At 67.1% G+C, this 16,828-nt stretch carries 17 protein-coding genes and 1 riboswitch; of the genes, 14 read left to right on the forward strand and 3 right to left on the reverse strand.

The window, feature by feature from the left end:
• Positions 1-58: 58 nt before the first annotated feature.
• On the reverse strand, positions 59-1,069 hold the full coding sequence (locus tag J8I33_RS03170) for a sodium:calcium antiporter (protein ID WP_050017672.1): 1,011 nt from the start codon (positions 1,067-1,069) through the stop codon (positions 59-61).
• A 69-nt stretch (positions 1,070-1,138) separates the two neighbouring features.
• A riboswitch (yybP-ykoY riboswitch) is annotated at positions 1,139-1,306 on the reverse strand.
• 115 nt (positions 1,307-1,421) lie between these two features.
• Between J8I33_RS03170 and J8I33_RS03175 the strand changes: the two genes are divergently transcribed.
• From J8I33_RS03175 to J8I33_RS03190, 4 genes are all read left to right on the forward strand, one after another.
• Positions 1,422-1,697, forward strand: a complete 276-nt coding sequence (locus J8I33_RS03175; protein ID WP_124554331.1) for a metal/formaldehyde-sensitive transcriptional repressor — start codon at positions 1,422-1,424, stop codon at positions 1,695-1,697.
• A gap of 16 nt (positions 1,698-1,713) precedes the next feature.
• Positions 1,714-2,706 carry a CDF family Co(II)/Ni(II) efflux transporter DmeF gene (dmeF, locus tag J8I33_RS03180; protein ID WP_209933069.1) on the forward strand — a complete coding sequence of 331 codons (993 nt, stop codon included), beginning with the start codon at positions 1,714-1,716 and terminating at the stop codon, positions 2,704-2,706.
• A gap of 2 nt (positions 2,707-2,708) precedes the next feature.
• Complete coding sequence (locus J8I33_RS03185) at positions 2,709-2,894, forward strand: DUF1289 domain-containing protein (RefSeq protein WP_209924534.1); 186 nt, start codon at positions 2,709-2,711, stop codon at positions 2,892-2,894.
• A gap of 97 nt (positions 2,895-2,991) precedes the next feature.
• Complete coding sequence (locus tag J8I33_RS03190; RefSeq protein ID WP_209933071.1) at positions 2,992-4,200, forward strand: MFS transporter; 1,209 nt, start codon at positions 2,992-2,994, stop codon at positions 4,198-4,200.
• Positions 4,201-4,223: 23 nt separating this feature from the next.
• Here the strand turns inward: J8I33_RS03190 and J8I33_RS03195 are convergent, their stop codons facing one another.
• Together J8I33_RS03195 and J8I33_RS03200 are read right to left on the reverse strand one after the other, a co-directional pair.
• Positions 4,224-5,633: a heavy metal sensor histidine kinase gene (locus tag J8I33_RS03195; RefSeq protein WP_209924535.1), complete on the reverse strand. Its 1,410-nt coding sequence runs from the start codon at positions 5,631-5,633 to the stop codon at positions 4,224-4,226.
• Positions 5,630-6,301 carry a heavy metal response regulator transcription factor gene (locus tag J8I33_RS03200; protein WP_050017679.1) on the reverse strand — a complete coding sequence of 224 codons (672 nt, stop codon included), beginning with the start codon at positions 6,299-6,301 and terminating at the stop codon, positions 5,630-5,632. Before J8I33_RS03200 ends, J8I33_RS03195 begins: the two co-directional genes overlap by 4 nt.
• Before the next feature lie 232 nt (positions 6,302-6,533).
• Between J8I33_RS03200 and J8I33_RS03205 the strand changes: the two genes are divergently transcribed.
• From J8I33_RS03205 to J8I33_RS03250, 10 genes are all read left to right on the forward strand, one after another.
• Positions 6,534-6,881, forward strand: coding sequence for a hypothetical protein (locus J8I33_RS03205; protein ID WP_185722700.1), 348 nt, complete (start codon positions 6,534-6,536; stop codon positions 6,879-6,881).
• Between the two features lie 89 nt (positions 6,882-6,970).
• Complete coding sequence (locus J8I33_RS03210) at positions 6,971-7,252, forward strand: hypothetical protein (RefSeq protein ID WP_185641185.1); 282 nt, start codon at positions 6,971-6,973, stop codon at positions 7,250-7,252.
• The gene (locus J8I33_RS03215; protein WP_209933077.1) at positions 7,249-8,751 is read left to right on the forward strand and encodes a TolC family protein; all 1,503 of its coding nucleotides are present in this window, start codon (positions 7,249-7,251) and stop codon (positions 8,749-8,751) included. The genes J8I33_RS03210 and J8I33_RS03215 overlap by 4 nt, the downstream gene beginning before the upstream one ends.
• A 1-nt stretch (position 8,752) precedes the next feature.
• Positions 8,753-10,048 carry a copper oxidase gene (locus tag J8I33_RS03220; protein ID WP_089488975.1) on the forward strand — a complete coding sequence of 432 codons (1,296 nt, stop codon included), beginning with the start codon at positions 8,753-8,755 and terminating at the stop codon, positions 10,046-10,048.
• Between the two features lie 66 nt (positions 10,049-10,114).
• Complete coding sequence (locus J8I33_RS03225) at positions 10,115-10,462, forward strand: copper-binding protein (protein ID WP_209924537.1); 348 nt, start codon at positions 10,115-10,117, stop codon at positions 10,460-10,462.
• A 14-nt stretch (positions 10,463-10,476) separates the two neighbouring features.
• A complete protein-coding gene (gene copC / locus J8I33_RS03230) occupies positions 10,477-10,857 on the forward strand; it encodes a copper homeostasis periplasmic binding protein CopC (protein WP_050017697.1) in 381 nt (126 codons plus the stop codon).
• Positions 10,854-11,795: a CopD family protein gene (locus J8I33_RS03235; RefSeq protein WP_209933083.1), complete on the forward strand. Its 942-nt coding sequence runs from the start codon at positions 10,854-10,856 to the stop codon at positions 11,793-11,795. Before copC ends, J8I33_RS03235 begins: the two co-directional genes overlap by 4 nt.
• Before the next feature lie 168 nt (positions 11,796-11,963).
• A complete protein-coding gene (locus J8I33_RS03240; protein ID WP_209933086.1) occupies positions 11,964-13,778 on the forward strand; it encodes an ExeM/NucH family extracellular endonuclease in 1,815 nt (604 codons plus the stop codon).
• Between the two features lie 698 nt (positions 13,779-14,476).
• The gene (locus tag J8I33_RS03245) at positions 14,477-16,324 is read left to right on the forward strand and encodes a peptidase S10 (RefSeq protein WP_209933092.1); all 1,848 of its coding nucleotides are present in this window, start codon (positions 14,477-14,479) and stop codon (positions 16,322-16,324) included.
• Between the two features lie 82 nt (positions 16,325-16,406).
• Positions 16,407-16,799, forward strand: a complete 393-nt coding sequence (locus J8I33_RS03250; protein ID WP_235356310.1) for a 2-oxoglutarate dehydrogenase — start codon at positions 16,407-16,409, stop codon at positions 16,797-16,799.
• Positions 16,800-16,828 lie beyond the last annotated feature (29 nt).

Raw genomic sequence — 16,828 nt, forward strand, 5'->3', positions numbered from 1 at the left:
GGGTGCCATGAAACGCGCCGCGCCGACGGGTTCGTCGGCCGGCGCGCCCGACCGGTGCTCAGCGCGTCAGCGTCAGCACCAGATACCCCGCATAACCCGCGCCGTTCGCGAGCAGCGCCCAGATCGCGAGCCCGCGCGTGCGTGCATTGACGCGCAGCCAGGCCGCCGCCGCGAGCGTGACGATCACGCCGGTCAGCACTTCGGGGCGCGGCTCCCACGGCGTCAGCATGATGCCGATCGCCGGCAGCAGCGTGCCCTGGAACACCATCGCGCCGGTGATGTTGCCGAACGCGAGCGTGTCCTTCCCGCGGCGAATCCACAGCACGCTGTTGACCTTCTCCGGCAGTTCCGTCGCGATCGGCACGATGATCAGCGACAGCAGCAACGCCGACACGCCGAGCGCGTGCGACACGCCTTCCACACCGTGAATGAAGCCCTTCGCGCCGCCGACCAGCAGCGCGACGCCGATCAGCAGTTGCAGCAAGATCGTCGACAGGTTGGTCGGCAGGCCGACGCGCGACAGGAACATTGCGTGCGGCGCCTCGGTGCCGTGACCGGCGTCGACGAGCCCGGTCGACGCGCGGAACGTCAGCACGACGTACACCACGTAGAGGCCGACCAGCATCGCGGCGAGCAGCGCGCGCACGGCCCAGTTGTGATGCGGGACGAACATCGCGACGGTCGCCAGCGAGAATGCGGCGAGGAAGGTGTTCATGTCGCGCACGAAGCCCGTGCGTTCGGGCGCGATCGTGCCGCGCAGCCCGCGCGAGCGGATCACGGCGAGCGCCATCAGGAGCGTGGTGAGCGTCGCGAGCATCAGCGGCGCGCCGAGAATCGCGCCGACGCCGATCTCCTCGTTCACGGCCTGGTTCGACGTGCCGCCGGCCAGCGCGAGCAGCGGCACCATCGTTTCGGGCAACGCGGTGCCGACGGCCGCGAACAGCGAGCCGGTCACGCCTTCGGAAATCTTCAGGCGTTCGCCGAGATGTTCGAGCGCATTGGTGAAGACTTCGGCGGCGATGAGGATGACGATCAGCATGAACGCCAGTTCGACGAACATGAAGGTCATGCGGCACCTCCGCGGGCAGCGGTGGCGTGAGGGAGACGAGCGGGAAGGAACATGGGGACTCCGTGGTCGGACGCTGACGAACCATGACACATCCGCCGGCGTCCGACCAGGAACGACGCGATGTGCCGATGGTCTCGCCAAGCCGATCAGGCCGAACGCGCCACGGCCGCGGGCCGAGTGTGTTGACGCGCTCGCTTTCCGGTGACGGAAAGCAGGCTACTCCCCAAAGACGGAAAACAGTCTAGCCGAGCGGTTTTCGTTCGACAAGCCTCCGTCTCGAAAAATATACCCCTCCATCCTATAGGGGAAAGCGTCCGGAGATATACTCCCCTACCCTATACAGGAGCCATCGATGAGTCATACCGTTCGCGAGAAACAGAAGCTGCTGAACCGCGTGCGCCGTATCAAGGGGCAGGTCGAAGCGATCGAGCGCGCGCTGGAGGAAGAGCGCGGCTGCAACGACGTGCTGCAACGGATCACGAGCTGCCGCGGCGCGATGAACGGCTTGCTGGCCGTCGTGCTGGAAGACCACATCCGGTCGCATCTCGTCGATGCGGATACGCCCGACGCACACGAAGGCAGCGCGACCGAGCAGTTGATCGAGGTCGTGCACAGCTATTTCAAGTAAGTCACCGGATCGAAACATGAACGAATTCAACGGCGCGGCGGCGGGCGGCGCGCACAGCCACGCGTTCCTGGGCGCCGCACATGCGCGCAACGAGCGGAAGACGTGGATGGTCATCGGCCTGTGCACGGCGATGATGATCGCCGAGATCGTCGGCGGCACGCTGTTCGGCTCGCTGGCGCTGGTCGCCGACGGGCTGCACATGTCGACGCACGCGGGCGCGATGCTGATCGCGGCGCTGGCCTATACCTATGCGCGCCGGCACGCCGACGATCCGCGCTTCGTGTTCGGCACCGGGAAGCTCGGCGACCTGGCCGGCTTCACGAGCGCGATCGTGCTCGCGATGATCGCGTTGCTGATCGGCTATGAGGCGATCGCGCGCCTGCTGGCGCCGGTGCCGATCCAGTTCGGCGAAGCGATTCCGATTGCGGTGCTGGGGCTTGCGGTGAATCTCGCGAGCGTGTGGCTGCTGAGCGGCGATCATCATCACGCGCATGGTCATGATCATCATCATCCGCACGATCACGATCATGACCACGACGACACACACGGTGATCACGGTTCGCACTCGGCCGCGCATCGCGACCACAACATCCGGTCGGCCTACGTTCACGTGATCGCCGATGCGGCCGTGTCGGTGCTGGCGATCGTCGGCCTGCTGCTCGCGCGCGCGTTCGGATGGGTCTGGATGGACCCGCTCGCGGGCATCGTCGGCGCGCTGGTGATCGCCAACTGGGCGTATGGGCTGATGCGCGATACGGGCGGGATCCTGCTCGACGTCAACGTCGACCGCAGGCTGACGGACAACGTGCGCCGCGCGATCGAGGCGCTCGGCGACAACGTCAACGACCTCCATGTATGGCGCGTGGGCCCCGGGCACATGAGTGCGATCGTGTCGGTCGAATCGGGCGACGCCGCGCGCGACGCGCGTTTCTACCATGCGCTGCTCGCGCGCTTCGACGGCGTGTCGCACGTGACCGTCGAAGTGATGACGCGTGGGAAGGCAGCCTGATCGTGGCCGTGACATCGCCGTGTATCGGGCTGTGCGCGTTCGACGGCCGCACGGGCTTTTGTGTCGGCTGCCTGCGCACGCGCGACGAGGCGCGCGACTGGAAGAAGCTGACCGATCATCGCCGACACCAGATACTGAACGATCGTACGCAGCGGCAGGCGAAGCTGCGGCGCGACGCGGCGCAATAGCAAGCGCGCACGCGCGCCTCGGTCTGCGATCAGGGTTGCGAGCATGCGGTAGCATCACAGGCATTCGGCATCACGATGCCTGAACCGGGAGCGATCCATGCAGACCGACGCACCGACCGGCATTCTTCGGCAGATTCCGCGCAGCGTGTGGGTGCTCGGCTGCGTCAGCCTGCTGATGGACGTGTCGTCCGAAATCATCCACAGCCTGTTGCCGATGTTCCTGATGGCGGGCCTTGGCGCGAGCGCGACGACGATCGGCGTGATCGAAGGGATCGCCGAGGCGACGTCGCCGGTCGTCAAGGTGTTCTCCGGCACGCTGAGCGACTACCTGCGCAATCGCAAATGGCTCGCGGTCGCCGGCTACGCGCTCGGCGCGCTCAGCAAGCCGCTGTTCGCGATCGCGCCGACGATCGGCGTCGTGGTGACCGCGCGGATCGTCGACCGCATCGGCAAGGGGATTCGCGGCGCGCCGCGCGACGCGCTCGTCGCCGACGTCACGCCCGTTCACCTGCGCGGCGCCGCGTACGGGCTGCGCCAGTCGCTCGACACGGTGGGCGCGTTCCTTGGGCCGCTGCTGGCCGTCGTCATCATGCTGGTGTGGCGCGACGATTTCCGCCTCGCGTTCTGGCTGGCCGTGATTCCCGGCGTGCTGGCCGTGGCGCTGCTCGCGTTCGGCATCGACGAGCCGGCGCGTGCGCCGGGCGAGAAGCGCGTGAACCCGATCCGCCGCGCGGTCGTCGCGCAACTCGGCGCCCGCTACTGGTGGGTCGTCGCCGTCGGCGGCGTGTTCGCGCTGGCGCGTTTCAGCGAAGCGTTCCTGGTGCTGCGCGCGATGGGCAGCGGCGTGCCCGTCGCGCTCGTGCCGCTCGTGATGGTCGCGATGAACGTCGTGTATGCATTGTCCGCTTACCCGTTCGGCAAGCTCGCCGATACGACGAGCCACACGAAACTGATGGTGATCGGGCTCGTGCTGCTGATTGCCGCCGACATCGTGCTGGCGCACGGCACGCATTGGCCGGCCGTACTCGTCGGCGTCGCGCTGTGGGGACTCCATATGGGGATGACCCAAGGGCTGCTCGCGACGATGGTCGCGCAGGCCGCGCCGGCCGAATTGAGAGGCACGGCGTTCGGCGTGTTCAACCTGATCAGCGGCATCGTGACGCTCGTCTCGAGCGTCGTCGCGGGCGTGCTGTGGGATCGGGCGGGCGCCGCGGCCACGTTCTACGCGGGGGCTATCTTCAGCGTGGCGACCATCGTGCTGCTCGTGTGCGTTCGTACGTCGTTCGCCGCCGCGCAGGAACGCTAGCGCCGAGCGCGGCGGCGCGTCGTCTAACTATCGGTGTCGCGCGGAAAGTAGAGCGCGAACGTCGTGCGCCCGTCGCGGCTCGCGACTTCCACCTTGCCGCGATGCAGCTCCATGATCGACTTCACGATCGCGAGCCCGAGCCCCGCGTTGCGCGCCGCGCCGTGCCGCGACGAATCGATCCGGTAGAAGCGCTCGAAGATCCGTTCGACCTGTTCGGGCGGAATCGCAACGCCGCGATTCGTGACTTCGACGACCGCGTAACCGCATTGGGTCGACACGGCCAGCTCGATCGTCGATGCGGCTTCCGCGTGTTCGAGCGCATTCGACGCGAGATTGCTCACCGCGCGCCGGAACAGCGTCGCGTCCGCGACGACCGGCGCTTCGCCATGCACGTCGATGCGCACGCCGGCTTCGTCGGCCAGCGCCTGGAAATACGACGCGAGCCGGCGCAATTCGCTGCCCGCGTCGAGTTCGGCGGCCTTCAGGTGCTGCCGCGCGTTGTCGGTGCGGGCAAGAAACAGCATGTTCTCGATCATCCGCTGCAGCCGTTCGCATTCCTCGATGTTCGATTCGATCAGCGCTTCGTATTCGTCGGCCGTGCGGGCACGCGACAGCGTGATCTGCGACGAGCTGATCACGTTCGCAAGCGGCGTGCGCATGTCGTGCGCGAGATCCGACGAGAACTGCGACAGCCGCACGAACGCGCGTTCGAGGCGGTCGAGCATCCGGTTCACCGACGTGGCGAGCTCGCGCAATTCGACCGGGCCGCCGCGTGCGTCGAGGCGTGCGTTCAGGTTGTGCGCCTCGATGCGCGAGGTCTGCCGGCCGAGGCTTTCGACCGGGCGCAGGCCGCGCGACGCGACCGCGTAGCCGAGCGCGCCGACCAGCAGCGCGCCGACGGCCGCCGCGAGCCAGATATCGACGCGATAGCTTTCGAGCAGCGATTGCCGATCGGTCGCCGTGCGTGCGAGTGCGACCTGGATCGTTTCGCCGGACGGCAGCGTTTCGCGGGCATACACGCAGCGCGACGTGCCGATGCCAGGCGGCGCGCAGGTGAACGGGCCGTCGGCGCTCCCTGCCCGATGCGATGCGGCGATCCCCGACGCGAGCGTGTTGCCGGCTTCGTCGGAATGCTCGACGAGCGGACGGTTTTGCGCATCGTAGATGCCGAGGTAGACGCCCGGATGCGACAGCAGCACGTCGTGGAACACGGCCGGATCGGCGCGTAGCGCGGCCGTCGATCCGCTGGCGCGCGCGAGCTGCAGGAACTGGTTGAGCTTGCCGGAGATCTCGATGTCGTCGCGCCGCGTCAGCTCGGCGGACAGCGACCGGTACAGATACGCGCCGGTCAGCGCGAACACGAGCGCCGCGACCGCGGCGAACGCGAGCGTCAGGCGCCGCAGCAGCGAATACGAAGCGGCGTGTGCGGTCACGAACGATCCTCGAGCACGTAGCCCATCCCGCGGATCGTGTGGATCAGCTTCTTCTCGTACGCGTTGTCGATCTTCGCGCGCAGGCGCTTGATCGCCGCGTCGACGACGTTCGTGTCGCTGTCGAAATTCATGTCCCAGATCTGCGACGTGATGAAGGTGCGCGTCAGCACCTCGCCCTCGCGTTCCGCGAGCAGCTGCAGCAGCGCGAATTCCTGCGCGGTGAGGTCGATGCGGGTGTCGGCGCGCCGCACGCGGCGCTTGAGCAGATCGATTTCGAGATCGGCGACGTGCAGGATGTCGCGCACGTTGCGCGGCGCACGCCGCAGCAGCGAGCGGATGCGCGCGAGGAACTCGGCATACGCGAACGGCTTGAGCAGGTAATCGTCGGCGCCGAGCTCGAGCCCGGCGACCTTGTCCTCGATCGCGTCGCGGGCCGTGAGCAGCAGCACGGGCGTCTGCTTCTGCGCGCGCAGCCGCTTGAGCACCTCGAAGCCGTCCAGTTCCGGCAGCATCACGTCGAGCACGACGAGATCGAAATCCTCGTGCAGCGCGAGGAACAGCCCGTCCTGGCCGTTTTCCGCGACATCGACCGTGTAGCTCGCCTCCATCAAGCCCTTCCGGAGGTAGGACGCCATCTTGGGTTCGTCTTCGACTATCAGTATCCGCATGGTGAGGCAGGCCGTCCGTGATTCCAGCCGGTCAGTGTAACGCCAGAGCGTACGGCGCCGCGCGTGCGCGAACGATGATCGGCGGATGACGGAATTGTCATGAAAGGCCGGTCATGTTTCGGCCATGTCGTCGTCACCGCGGCGGCGATAAGCTGCGGCCGTCTTGTCCCCGGAGCGCGCCGTCGTGCGACGCGCCGGCCCTAACGATCATTGCCTGCCTGATTTCGCATCCATGTCGTACTGGCGCACCTTCCTCGTCGTCGTGTTGCTGGCGCTGAGCCTGCCGATCCAGTCGTTCGCGGCTGTGTCGACGCCGTGCGCAGGCGCTGCCGTGCCGCATGAGGACCAAGCGCTGCACACGATGCCGACCGCGCAGGACGGCCATCACGATCACGCGCGGCATGCGTCGTCATGTGCCGCGTGCGTGTCCTGCTGCTTCGGCTCCGCAATGCCGGGCGCGCTCGAGGCGCCGGCCGCGGCGAGCGTCGGCGTCACGACCGTCGCGCCGCCGCGTTCGGCCGGGGACGTGTCGTTCCTGACCGGCGGCATCGACCGGCCGCCTCGCAGGATGCCCGTCTAGTTCCTGTCCGCGGCCGACCCGCCGCGATCCGCTATTTGCTCCGGCCATTGCGTCACGCTACGCCGGACGACTTACGACGAGACATGTTCATGCGATTGATCATTGCGGCGCTATGGGGCGCGGCGGCCCTCGTGTCGTCGCTTGCACCCGCGCAAACCGCGTTTCCCGACCCGGCGGACGCCGCCGCGTCGGTGCCGGACGTCACCGTGACGTCCGCGTTCGATGGCTACCAGCGGTATGAGGACGACGCAGGCCCGGGCTGGAAGCAACTGAACCGGGACGTGGTGGAGCGACCCGCGAAAGGGCGCACGAGCGGCGGCGCGGCCGGCAACGGCGCCGCCCATTCGACGCACGGAGGGGCCACGCGATGACGACGCTCGCGATATCGCCTCGGATCGGCGCGGCCGCGGTCGTGCTGACGCTCCTCGCGGGCTGCACGACGTTTTCGAAGGACGGCGGGTTCGACGCCGTGTCGTCGGTCGCATCGGAACGCATCGGGAAGGACGCGGTAGTGGTGCGGACCGACGCCGACCGCGAAGCGGTCGACCGGCGGACGCAGGAATTGCTGGCGAAACCGCTGTCGATGGACGACGCGGTGCAGGTCGCGCTGCTGAACAACCGCGGGCTGCAGGCGTCGTACGCGGAACTCGGGCTGTCGGAGGCCGACCTCGTGCAGGCCGGCCGGCTGCCGAACCCGCGCTTCGCGTTCAGCCGCACGCGTGCCGGCGACGGCGAGCTGACGCTCGGCCGCACGTTCTCGGCGAACGTGTTCGCGCTGCTGACGATGCCGCTGGCAACGAAGATCGAACGCCGCCGCTTCGAGCAGACCAAGCTCGAAACGGCCGACGCGATGCTGAAGGTCGCGGCCGACGCGCGCCGCGCCTACGTGGAAGCGGTCGCCGCCGAGCAGGCCGCGAACTATGCGCAGCAGGTGCGCGACGCCGCGAGCGCGGCGGCCGAACTCGCGCTGCGCATGCGGCAGGCCGGCAACTTCAGCCGGCTCGACTACGCACGCGAACAGGCGTTTCATGCCGACGCGGTCGCCCAGTACGCGAAGGCGCGCCAGCAGGCCGTCGCCGCACGCGAGAAGCTCACGCGCGCGATGGGGCTGTGGGGCGAACGCACGCGATACGCGCTACCCGAACGCTTGCCGGATTTACCGAAGGCGCGCCCGGATCTGCCCGATCTCGAACGCTTCGCGATGAGCAACCGCCTCGACATCCAGGCGGCGAAGCTGCAGACGCAGGGCGTCGCGTCGTCGCTCGGCCTGAGCAAGGCCACGCGCTTCGTCAACGCGGTCGAACTCGGCTACGTGAACGACTACGAAACCGGCAAGGGCCACGAGCACGGCTACGAGATCAGCGTCGAGATTCCGCTGTTCGACTGGGGCGGCGCGAAGGTCGCGCGCGCCGAGGCGATCTACATGCAGTCCGCGAACCGGCTCGCGAAAACCGCCATCGATGCGCGCTCCGAAGTGCGCGAATCGTACTCGGCTTACGTCACCAGCTACGACGTCGCCACGCACTACCGCGACGAAGTCGTGCCGCTGCGCAAGACGATCTCCGACGAACTGCTGCTGCGCTACAACGGGATGCTCGCGAGCGTGTTCGAGCTGCTGACCGATGCGCGAGAACAGGTCGGCGCGGTCAACGGCTACATCGACGCGCTGAAGGACTACTGGCTCGCGGAAACCGATCTGCAGATGGCGGTCGGCGGCCGGTTGCCGTCGTCGGGTGCTACGCCGCGCGCGACGAACTCCGCCGAATCAGCACCCGAATCCGCTTTGAAGGCCGACGCTGCGCCGCAGCCGGCTTCCCCTCCCGCGGCGCCGCCGGCGCCCGCCACGCAACCGCATCCGGAAGGTCATTGACATGGTGTCCCGTCGACAATTTCTCAGCGGCTCGGGCGCCGCGCTGCTCGGTGCGGCGATGGTCAGCAAGGCCGGCGCCGCGTCGCTGCCCGAAGCGCCCACGATGGCGAAAACCGGCACGCAGCCGCCGCTCGTGCCGCCGAACGGCCGCCCGTACACGCCCGTCGCGACGCTGAACGGCTGGTCGCTGCCGTGGCGGATGAAGAACGGCTGGAAGGAATTCCACCTGACGGCCGAGCCCGTCGTGCGCGAGATGGCGCCCGGCATGAACGCGAACCTGTGGGGCTACAACGGCCAGTCGCCGGGCCCGACGATCGAGGCCGTCGAAGGCGACAAGGTCCGCATCTTCGTGACGAACCGGCTGCCCGAGCACACGACGATCCACTGGCACGGGCTGCGGCTGCCGAACGGGATGGACGGCGTCGGCGGCCTCACGCAGCCGCACATTCCGCCCGGCAAGACCTTCGTCTACGAGTTCCAGCTCGAAGCGCACGGCACGTTCATGTATCACCCGCACGCCGACGAGATGGTGCAGATGGCGATGGGGATGATGGGCATGTTCATCGTGCATCCGAAGGATCGCGGCACGATGCCGGTCGATCGCGATTTCGTGTTCCTGCTCGCCGCGTACGACATCGACCCGGGCAGCTACACGCCGCGCGTGAACGAGATGACCGATTTCAACATGTGGACCTTCAACTCGCGCGTGTTTCCGGGCATCGATCCGCTGCCGGTGCGCGCCGGCGACCGCGTCCGGATTCGTTTCGGCAACCTGACGATGACGAATCACCCGATCCACCTGCACGGCTACAGCTTCGAGGTCGCGGGCACCGACGGCGGCTGGATTCCGCCGGCCGCGCGCTGGCCCGAAGTGACGGCCGATGTCGCGGTCGGCCAGATGCGCGCGATCGAGTTCACCGCCGATCGTCCGGGCGACTGGGCGTTCCATTGCCACAAGTCGCATCACACGATGAATGCGATGGGTCACCAGGTGCCGAACCTGATCGGCGTGCCGCAGAAGGATCTCGCGAAGCGGATCGGCAAGCTCGTGCCCGACTACATGGCGATGGGCAGCACGGGCGGCGCGATGGGCGGCATGGAGATGCCGCTGCCCGACAACACGCTGCCGATGATGACCGGCACGGGCCCGTTCGGGCCGCTGGAGATGGGCGGCATGTTCACGGTGCTCAAGGTGCGGCAGGGGCTCGGCCGCAACGACTATCGCGATCCGGGCTGGTTCCGGCATCCGAAGGGCACGGTCGCGCACGAATACACCGGCGAATTGCCGGACGGCTGAAGCAGCACGCGGCGGCCGCACCGATGCGGCCGTCGATTTCCATTCACTCACACGGGAGTCGACACGATGAAGAAAGGACTGGTTCTGATGGCGACGGGGTGCGCGCTGGCGTTCTCGGCCGCGTCGTACGCGACCGGCGACATGGCCGGCATGGACATGAGCGGCGGCGCGAAGCAGGGCGCCGCGGCGGCGCAGCGCATGTCGCACGGCGAGATTCGCAAGATCGACATGGCCGCCGGCAAGCTGACGATCAAGCACGGTCCGCTGGAGAACCTCGGGATGGATGCGATGACGATGGTGTTCAAGGTCAAGGACCCGGCGATGCTGTCGCAGGTCAAGGTGGGCGATACGATCGACTTCGTCGCCGAGGACGTGAACGGCGCGCTGACCGTCGTCGAACTGAAGAAGCCGTGATGCGGAGCGCGAACATGACCAGCACGATTTCCGGAGGGCTCGCCGCGTTCGCCGCGGCGGCCGCCCTCTTCGCGATGACACCGGCCGCGGCTTCGGCCCACGGCAAGCTCGAAGGCGCGGTGCCAGCGGCCGGCGGCACGGTCGACGCGGCGCCCGACGCGTTGCGGCTCACGTTCAACGAAGATCTCGAACCGGCGTTCAGCTCGGTGAAGGTGTCGGATGCGAGCGGCAACGCCGTCACGCAGGACAAGGCGAAGGTCGATGCGTCGAATCCGCGCGTGATGACCGTCGCGATACCGAAGCTTGCGGCCGGCGCGTACACGGTGCAGTGGGTGGCGATGACGGCCGATGCGCATCGCACGAAGGGCACGTATACGTTCCGGGTGAAGGGATGAACGACGGCATCGTCGGCCTGCTGCGGCTCGTGTCAGTGGCGATCCAGAACGCCGGGTTCGCGGTCGTCGTCGGCGCGTTGCTCGGCCGGCACTGGCTCGCGCGCGGCGCATCCGCGTGGCAGCGCGGCGTCGGGCGTCGGCTCGTCGCGACGCTGCGCAGCGCGTCCGTCGTATCGCTGCTCGCGAGCGTCACCGCGTTCTGGGCGCACTGCGCGCTGATGAGCGAAGTGTCGCTGCTCGACGCGGGGCCGGCGGTTTATTCGATGCTCGCGGGCACCGGGTTCGGCCATGCGTGGCTGGCCGGCACCGCATTCATGCTCGTCGTCGTGCTGCTGTCGTTCGTCTCGCATGCGAACGACACGCGGTTTCCGTTCGCGATGGTGGCCGCGCTCGCCGGTGTCGCGCTCGCTCGCAGCAACGGCGGGCATCCGGTGGACGCCGGGCCGTTCAGTGTCCCCGTGTGGGCCGACTGGCTGCATCTGCTGGCGATCAGCGCGTGGGTCGGGCTCGTGCTCGTGTCGGCGTTCGGCGTGATGCCGCGGCTCGTCCGCATGCCGGCGAGCGAACGCGCGACGGGCGCATCGTTCGTGCAGTCGCTGTCCGATGCGTCCACTTACGCGCTGGTCGTACTGTTCGCGACCGGCGCGTACAACGGCTGGCGCGGTGTCGATACGCCCGCCAACCTGTTCGCGTCGACGTACGGGCAGATCCTGCTGCTGAAGCTCGTGCTCGTGCTGATTGCCGCGATGCTCGGCGGACACAACCGGTTCTTCGGGATGCCGAAGCTGCTCGCCGCGTTGCAGGACCCGGCCGTCGCGATGCCGGCCGGCGCGTTGAAGCGGTTCGGCACGGTGCTGCGCGTCGAGGCGGTCGTGCTCGGCGGCGTGCTGATGGTGGCGGCCGTGCTCGTGTCGAGCGCGTTGCCGGGGACGGTCTAGCGCGGCGTTTTTTCGGCGGAGGATTCGCGGCATGAGCGACGCGCGGCCGTACGACGCATGGCGATCACGGCATGATGACGACAATTACATCGGCCTGTCTTCCGATTACCAAAAACTGTCACCGAGCGCCGCTAAGCTTTCGCCACCCTCACAACCGGGATTCCCGCCATGCGTTCGACAATCCGCCTGTTTGCCCCGCTATTGCTGCTCCCGACGCTCGCCGCGCCGGTATTTGCCGCCACTGCCGCGCCCGTCAGCGCGAACTGCGGCGGCAGCACGACGCCGATCGCCGATATCCAGGGCCCGGGCGCGCCGTCGCCGCTCGCCGGTCAGAACACGTCGATCGAAGCCGTCGTCACTGCCGATTTCGGCGGCACGGACGGCTTCGGCGGCTTCTTCGTCCAGCAGGCCGACGCGCAGCGCCGCAACCAGCCGGGCGTGTCCGAAGGCCTGTTCGTCTATGCGCCGAAGGTGCGTGCGAAGGCCGGCGATCTCGTGCACGTGACGGGCAAGGTCGAGGAGAAATACGGGCAGACGCAGCTCACGCTAGCGGGCGCGATCGCGGTGTGCGCGAACGGCCAGACGGTCACGCCCGCGACGCTCACGCTGCCGGTCGACAGCCCGAACGCGTTCGCCGCGTACGAAGGGATGCGCGTGCGCCTGCCGCAGACGCTGAGCGTCACCGACAACTACGAACTCGGCCGCTACGGCAGCGTGATGCTCAGCAACGGCCGGCTGCGTACGCCGACGAGCGTCGTGCCGCCCGCGCAGGCGCAAACGCAGATCGATGCGAACGCGCGCAACCGTTTGATCCTCGACGACGGCTCGAACAAGCAGAACCCCGCGACCGTGCCGTATCCGGTGCCGGGCCTGTCGGCCGCGAACACGCTGCGCGCGGGCTACACCGTGCGCGACGTCGAAGGCGTGCTCGAAGTGCGTTATGGCGCATGGCGCGTACAGCCGCTGCCCGGCGCGGCCGTGCCGGCGTTCGACAAGCGCGAGAACCCGCGCACGAACGCACCGGCGCGCGATCCGAAATCGAACCTGCGCGTCGCGTCGTTCAACGTGCTCAACTACTTCAACGGCAACGGTCTCGGCGGCGGCTTCGACGATCCGGACAACCGCGGCGCGAAGACGTTCGAGGAATTCCAGCGCCAGGAAGCGAAGATCGTCAGCGCGCTGAAGGCGATCGACGCCGACGTGATCGGCCTGATGGAAATCCAGAACAACGGCTACGGCGAACTGAGCGCGGTGCGCCAGCTCGCGGCGAAGCTCGGTGCCCAATGGCGCGTGGTCGATCCGGGCACGTCGCGGCTCGGCGGCGACGCGATCTCGGTCGCGATGATCTACGACAGCCGCAAGGTCGAACCGGTCGGCCGCGCGGCGACGCTCGCGATCGACGACAAGAACCGCCAGCCGCTCGCGCAGTCGTTCCGGCTGGTCGGCGGCAACAAGCAGGCGCTGACGGTGGCCGTGAACCACCTGAAGTCGAAGAACTGCCCGGATGCCACGAACGACGATCTCGACCAGGGCGACGGTCAGGGCTGCTGGAATCCGACGCGCACGCGCGCGGCGGCGAAGGTCGCCGACTGGCTGGCCGGCAACCCGACGGGCGTCAAGAGCCAGGGCGTGCTGCTGATCGGCGACTTCAACAGCTACACGTACGAAGACCCGATCCGCGCGCTCGAATCGCGCGGCTACCGCAATCTCGTCGCGCGCTGGATCGGCGCGAACGCGTACAGCTACGTGTACAACGGCGAAGCCGGTTATCTCGACCACGCGCTCGCGACGCTGCCGCTCGCGTCGCACGTGAAGGCCGTGCACGAATGGCACATCAACGCGGACGAGCCGCTCGCGCTGCAGTACACGCTCGCGTACAAGTCGGCCGAGCAGCAGAAGACGTTCTACGCGGCCGATGCGTATCGTTCGTCGGATCACGATCCGGTGCTGATCGATATCGCGCTGCCGGGCGGCGGGAAGTAAGCATGGTTTGAGTCTCGACGGCGGGCGGCGTGCGGCAATACCGTACGTCGCCGTCCGTCCGGCAAAGCCGTTTGAATGCCGGGTAAATAATGCCGCGAAGAATTAATCGAACCAGTATTTTATGGATGACGCAGTGCACATCGGTGCCGCGATTGAAGCGTGATTGAAACGAATCGAATCATCGAATGACTTGCGCATGCTGCGGCATTGCCTTAATCGATCGGCGATAATAAAAATGAAAGAATAATCCGGTCGATTTGAAGGCTTTGAATGCGCTTGTCCAATACGCGAGCGGCTTATGCGTTGTGCGGCAAAAGCAAAATATTCGGCACGGCATTGCCGATAAAGACCACGCTGCCCGAATAATCCTGTTTTCTTTCAAATACCAGACACTGTCCGCCCTTCGCATCATTGCGGGATTTTTAATATCCGAATGATCTTTGACAACGCGGCGCAGCACCGCCTATTTTTGTGGTGTCGTAAATTTTAGTCATATAAAAGTTGGCCAAACTGCAGGGGGCGCGTCCGAGCACCATTCTCGCCAGCAGTTTGCTGTGTCTGTATCAAGTTCAGTCTCTGAGAAGTCCAATCCCCCAACCGCCGACTGCCGACCGTGCAACGCGAGTGGCGGGTCGGCCTGCGCGTGTCGCGGGCGTTGGCGGCCTTTGTGAAGCGGTATCCGAAGCCAAAGGAAAGAGATGAAACCAGACAGGAGCAATACCGGCAGCCGCCGCGTTCGTCGCGGCCGGCTGGCCGGGCTAGGTGCATTGACCGCGATGACACTGGCGCTCGCGGCATGCGGCGGCGACGATTCGTCGTCCGTCGGCGCGTCGAGCCTCGCGCAGGCCACCGCGAGCCAGCAGGCCAGCGCGCAGGCGGCCGGCACGCAGGCGCAGGCGGCCAACCAGCCGTACGTCGACCCGGTCGCGTACTCAATGAACGCGACCGACGGCCTCGCGCCGTCGCAGGTGTCCGAGAAAGCGGCCGTCATGCATTACCAGTGGACCGGCGGCGGCAAGACGATCGACTACACGACGACCACCGGCCACCTGACCGCGCAGGACGCGAACGGCAATCCGGAAGCATCGATGTCGTATGTCGCGTACACCGCGCCCAGCACGAACGGCAAGCCGCGCCCGGTCACGTTCGTCTATAACGGCGGGCCCGGCTCGTCGTCGATCTGGCTGCGGCTCGGTTCGTTCGCGCCGACCCGCGTGGCCACGCCCGATCCGCTGTTCGGCAACAACTGGCCGAACTATCCGCTCGTCGACAATTCGGAGAGCCTGATCGACACCACCGACCTCGTGTTCATCGACCCGCCCGGCACCGGGCTGTCGGAAGCCGTGTTGCCGAACACCAACCAGAAGTACTGGGGTTCCGACGTGGACGTGAACATCATGCGCGACTTCATCCAGCGCTACCTGAACGTCAACGGCCGCGGCACGTCGCCGATCTACCTGTACGGCGAATCGTACGGCACGCCGCGGACCGACATGCTCGCGCTCGCGCTCGAATCGGCCGGCGTGCACCTGACGGGGATCGTGCTGCAGTCGGCGATCCTGAACTACTTCGCGGATGCAGTGGAAGCGGTGGCGATCACGCAGTCGACCGAAGGGCTGCTGCTCGATACCGATACGGTGGCCGGCTATCTGCCCGGCTATGCGGCGGTCGCCGCGTACTTCAACCAGGTGTCGCCGGCGCCGGTGAACCAGGATCTGTACGCACTGCAGACGGAACTGTTCACGACGCTGATCTACAGCCAGTTGCAGAAGTACTCGCAGTCGTGGGTATTGAGCCAGCTCGGCATTCCGGATGCGCTCGGCACGCCGGTGTTCCCGAGCGATGCGACGCTGAGGCTGTGGTCGATCCCGTCGAGTCTCACGCAGCAGGCGCTGCGCGACTACTTCAACGCGAATCCGTTCGGCACGAGCCTCGTGCCCGGCACGACGATCGGCCGGTATGACGGGCGCGTGTCGCTGCCGAATTCCGACCCGCGGCTGCAGAACGACGGCGATCCGTCCGACATCCTGATCTCGCAGCCGTTCACGAACGCGCTCGCGACGCAGATGCCGGACTACCTCGGCTATACGGCCCCGAACGCGACGTACCTGCCGCTGAACGACGACATCATCGGCGTCTGGGACTTCTCGCACGACGGCCAGCCGATGCCGGACACGATCCCCGATCTACTCGGTGCGCTGCAGCTCAACCCGAAGCTTCGCGTGCTCGCGGAGAACGGCTACCACGATCTCGCGACGCCGTTCTTCAATACCGAGAAGCAGCTCGCGCGGCTGCAGACGGTGAAGGGCCTGCATCCGAAGCTGCAGGTGAATTTCTTCCAGGGCGGTCACATGATCTATCTGGACGACGTCGCCCGTCCGCTGATGAAGCGGGATTTGCAGACGTTCTACAAGGGCGCGCGGATTCCGACGGCGCTGACGCTGCACATGCTGCCGCCGCCGTGGCCGGATGAAAACCCGCCGAGCGTACCGACCGGCAGCGCGCCGGGTGCGACGACGGCGACCACGCTGGCGGCCGCCCCTTGAGCGACGGAGTCCTTATCAAAGGAACCTTCTATTCATCCATTGAATGCGAGCGATCATGTCCCTAATCCAATTGATGCGGCGTATGTCTCCGTTGATCGTGCTCGGCGCCGTGATGAGCACTGCCTACGCGTTGCCGCCGCAGGCGGTGGCGCCGGTGAAGCTGCCGCACGGCGGGCGCGGTGTCGACGGTCCGTTCTTTCCGGCCACGCGGGCGGCGCCGGTGTTGCCGTCGACCGGCGCGACGTTGCAGCAGCAGGCGCAGCAGCGCGTCGACGCGCGGCTCGGCGGCAACACCGTGCTGAGCAACGGCGCGGCCGTGACGAAGGCGCAGGCGCAGAGCAGCGGGCTCGGTTTCGTGTCGAAGCACTTCGACGAGATCGACGCGAAGCACACCGGCCGCGTGACGATGAGCGATGTGCGGCAGTTCATCCGGCAGCGGCAGGTGCAGGCGCAGCAGGAACAGCAGGACGAGTGATGTAGCAGGCAGGGTGGCGGCCGGCGCGG

It is taken from the genome of Burkholderia sp. AcTa6-5, assembly GCF_017815075.1.
Taxonomy (GTDB): Bacteria; Pseudomonadota; Gammaproteobacteria; order Burkholderiales; family Burkholderiaceae; genus Burkholderia; species Burkholderia sola.

Coding starts and splice junctions, on each gene's coding strand:
- J8I33_RS03190 (WP_209933071.1), top strand. CDS start 2,992: ATGCAGACCGACGCACCGACCGGCATTCTTCGGCAGATTCCGCGCAGC.
- J8I33_RS03235 (WP_209933083.1), top strand. CDS start 10,854: ATGAACGACGGCATCGTCGGCCTGCTGCGGCTCGTGTCAGTGGCGATC.
- copC (WP_050017697.1), top strand. CDS start 10,477: ATGACCAGCACGATTTCCGGAGGGCTCGCCGCGTTCGCCGCGGCGGCC.
- J8I33_RS03250 (WP_235356310.1), top strand. CDS start 16,407: ATGTCTCCGTTGATCGTGCTCGGCGCCGTGATGAGCACTGCCTACGCG.
- J8I33_RS03245 (WP_209933092.1), top strand. CDS start 14,477: ATGAAACCAGACAGGAGCAATACCGGCAGCCGCCGCGTTCGTCGCGGC.
- J8I33_RS03225 (WP_209924537.1), top strand. CDS start 10,115: ATGAAGAAAGGACTGGTTCTGATGGCGACGGGGTGCGCGCTGGCGTTC.
- dmeF (WP_209933069.1), top strand. CDS start 1,714: ATGAACGAATTCAACGGCGCGGCGGCGGGCGGCGCGCACAGCCACGCG.
- J8I33_RS03200 (WP_050017679.1), bottom strand. CDS start 6,301: ATGCGGATACTGATAGTCGAAGACGAACCCAAGATGGCGTCCTACCTC.
- J8I33_RS03240 (WP_209933086.1), top strand. CDS start 11,964: ATGCGTTCGACAATCCGCCTGTTTGCCCCGCTATTGCTGCTCCCGACG.
- J8I33_RS03215 (WP_209933077.1), top strand. CDS start 7,249: ATGACGACGCTCGCGATATCGCCTCGGATCGGCGCGGCCGCGGTCGTG.
- J8I33_RS03205 (WP_185722700.1), top strand. CDS start 6,534: ATGTCGTACTGGCGCACCTTCCTCGTCGTCGTGTTGCTGGCGCTGAGC.
- J8I33_RS03210 (WP_185641185.1), top strand. CDS start 6,971: ATGCGATTGATCATTGCGGCGCTATGGGGCGCGGCGGCCCTCGTGTCG.
- J8I33_RS03175 (WP_124554331.1), top strand. CDS start 1,422: ATGAGTCATACCGTTCGCGAGAAACAGAAGCTGCTGAACCGCGTGCGC.
- J8I33_RS03170 (WP_050017672.1), bottom strand. CDS start 1,069: ATGACCTTCATGTTCGTCGAACTGGCGTTCATGCTGATCGTCATCCTC.
- J8I33_RS03220 (WP_089488975.1), top strand. CDS start 8,753: ATGGTGTCCCGTCGACAATTTCTCAGCGGCTCGGGCGCCGCGCTGCTC.